The sequence below is a fragment of the Nitrospinota bacterium genome (assembly GCA_029881495.1).
Lineage (GTDB): Bacteria > Nitrospinota_A > UBA7883 > JACRGQ01 > JACRGQ01 > JAOUMJ01.
On record JAOUMJ010000060.1, the window covers coordinates 1 to 2,634 of the forward strand.

Below are 2,634 nucleotides of genomic sequence, written 5' to 3' on the forward strand. Positions count from 1 at the left end.
AATAATTAAAGAAAATGACATGATAATTCTCGCCGTAAAGCCGCAGGATATCAGGGGGGTGCTTGAAAAGGCCGGCAGTTTGATAGGGAGTGATGCGATATTGATTAGCATAGCCGCCGGGGTGAGGATAGAGGCGATTGCCAAGTTCGCGAAATGCAAGATCGCCCGCGCGATGCCGAACACATGCGCGCAGGCAGGGGAGGCGGTTACGGCGCTCAGCTTCAATCAGAAAATGAATGAAAATGACATCGGCCTGGTAAGGGAGTTCTTCGGCTCCGCGGGGGAATCCGTTGTAGTTGATGAGAAGCTGATGGACGCGGTAACGGCTGTATCCGGTTCCGGCCCGGCTTACATTTACCTGGTGATGGAGAGTATGATACAGGCTGGAATTGACCTCGGTCTTTCTCCCGAAGACGCGCGGCTCCTTGTGCTGCAGACAGTGAAAGGGGCCGCCGTGACGGCGATGGAGAGCGGTGAAAAACCTGAAGTGTTAAGAGAGAGGGTTACCTCTCCGGGCGGCACCACGCAGGCCGCGTTGAAGACGCTTGAGGCGGAAGGTGTGCGTGGCGCGATAATGGATGCGGTCAAGGCCGCGGAAAAAAGATCAAAGGAGTTGGGTTGATGTTCGTATTTAGCAATTTTCTTGACGCACTGGCGACGCTGTTGGGTCTTATTCTCGAGCTTGCGCTCTGGCTGATAATCATAAGGGCGCTTATTTCGTGGGTCTCGCCGGATCCTTACAATCCTATTGTGCGATTCCTCGTCTCCGCCACGGAGCCGATACTCCGCCCCATCCAGCAGATGCTACCGCCGATGGGGGGGCTGGATCTCTCTCCGATAGTGGCGATATTCATAATCATCTTTCTAAAGTCGTTCCTCGTGAGAACATTGCACGATATCGCAATGCGGATAGCCTGACCGGACAAACACTTCGCGCATGATATCTTTTGCAGAAGCTGAAAAATGTTTGCCATGAAGGAGGCTATGGAACCTTTCCTTGCCGAAACCGGCGAAGGGGTTGTCATCACCTGCCGCGTGGTGCCGTCTTCTTCACGGAACGTCTTTGCTGAAATTTGCGACGGATACGTGAAGGTCAAGATCACCGCGGCGCCGGTTGACGGAAAAGCCAACAAGGCGTTGGCGGCGTTTCTTGCCAAGGCTCTCGGAGTGGCGAAAAGCGATGTTGCCATTCTTAAGGGTGAAACCGGAAAACATAAAAAAATAGCTGTCCGCGGTATCAAGGCCGGTGATACGTTGGAAAAAATAAGGGAGGCGCTTTGATAAAGACCGTAGAGATAGCTGAAAATGGAAATGTACTTCTTATCGACCAGAGGAAACTTCCGACAGAGGAGGTCATCGTCGATTGCAAGGATTACAGAGAGGTTGCCGACGCGATAAAAACCATGGTAGTTCGAGGAGCGCCGGCGATCGGCGTTACCGCGGCTGGCGGTATCGCTCTTGGCGCGAGAGATATCAAGGCATCCGATGTTCCGGGTTTCATGAAAGAGTACGAGGAGATACTTTCGGTGATGGGTGCCACCAGGCCGACGGCGGTAAATCTTTTCTGGGCCATTGAACGGATGAGGGGTGTAGTGAACGGAACACCCAAAAGCGTGGCTGAGATAAAAAAAGCGGTCAGCGACGAAGCGCTGAGAATCCTAAGGGAAGACCTGGAGATAAACGAAGTAATGGGGAACAATGGCGCGGCGTTGCTGGAAGACGGCGACACCGTGTTGACGCACTGCAACGCCGGGGCGCTCGCGACAGCGGGGAATTACGGAACCGCGCTTGGCATCATAAAGGCGGCGCACATCGCTGGGAAGAAGCTGAAGGTCTTCGCCGACGAAACAAGGCCGTTCCTCCAAGGGGCGAGGCTCACCGCGTGGGAGATGATGAAAGAGGGGATAGACGTCACCCTGATAACCGACAACATGGCGGGGCACTTCATGAAGAAGGGGATGATAACGAAAGTTGTCGTCGGCTCCGACCGCATAGCGGCTAACGGCGACGTGGCAAACAAGATAGGGACCTATTCCGTCGCCGTGCTGGCCCGGACGCACAACATCCCTTTTTACGTCGTCGCGCCGATATCGACAGTGGATTTCAATACTCCCGACGGTTCCGGCATTCCTATAGAGGAGCGGAATACGATGGAGGTTTCGCACATCGGCGGGAGGCAGATGGCTCCGACTGGCGTGAAGATATTGAACCCCGCGTTCGACGTCACGCCGAATGAATACGTAGACGCCATCATCACAGAGAAAGGGATTGCCAGAAAACCTTTCAAGGAAGCGCTGGAGAAACAGCGCAACTCCTGAAAAGCGGCAGTTCGTCAATTCAGCGGTGCATTTTTGGATAACTGCTATGTATGTCTGGCGGTTCTCCATTTTTAGCATACCGTAATACTTGGCTTTTCAGAGCGTTTCGTTTTTGTTCTTTCTCCTTCCAGCGGGCTGAATTTGGTATAAAATATGACCAAAGACTGGCCGGTATGAGGGGGAGTATGGAACTGGACATTCAGACGACCGAGGAGCATGAACTCCGCAAGGAGAACAGGCATCTCATGGAGACCGTATCCGCTCTTCGCGAGAAGATGGAGTCCCTCCAATTCGCCGAAAAACAGAAAATCCAGAC

4 protein-coding genes are annotated in these 2,634 nt (G+C 53.4%); all 4 read left to right on the forward strand.

What is annotated here, in order from left to right; genetic code table 11:
• On the forward strand, positions 1-622 hold a 622-nt coding region (gene proC / locus OEY64_13220; protein ID MDH5543904.1), incomplete at its 5' end, for a pyrroline-5-carboxylate reductase.
• Entirely contained in the window at positions 622-918 is a 297-nt protein-coding gene (locus OEY64_13225; protein ID MDH5543905.1) for a YggT family protein, read from the forward strand. The genes proC and OEY64_13225, both read left to right, overlap by 1 nt.
• Positions 919-963: 45 nt before the next feature.
• Positions 964-1,281, forward strand: a complete 318-nt coding sequence (locus OEY64_13230; protein ID MDH5543906.1) for a DUF167 domain-containing protein — start codon at positions 964-966, stop codon at positions 1,279-1,281.
• Positions 1,281-2,318, forward strand: a complete 1,038-nt coding sequence (gene mtnA, locus OEY64_13235) for an S-methyl-5-thioribose-1-phosphate isomerase (GenBank protein ID MDH5543907.1) — start codon at positions 1,281-1,283, stop codon at positions 2,316-2,318. Before OEY64_13230 ends, mtnA begins: the two co-directional genes overlap by 1 nt.
• The last annotated feature ends 316 nt before the right edge of the window (positions 2,319-2,634 follow it).

What these genes read in the sequence shown, in the direction of transcription:
- OEY64_13225 (MDH5543905.1), top strand. Translation starts at nt 622, where the DNA reads ATGTTCGTATTTAGCAATTTTCTTGACGCACTGGCGACGCTGTTGGGT.
- OEY64_13230 (MDH5543906.1), top strand. Translation starts at nt 964, where the DNA reads ATGTTTGCCATGAAGGAGGCTATGGAACCTTTCCTTGCCGAAACCGGC.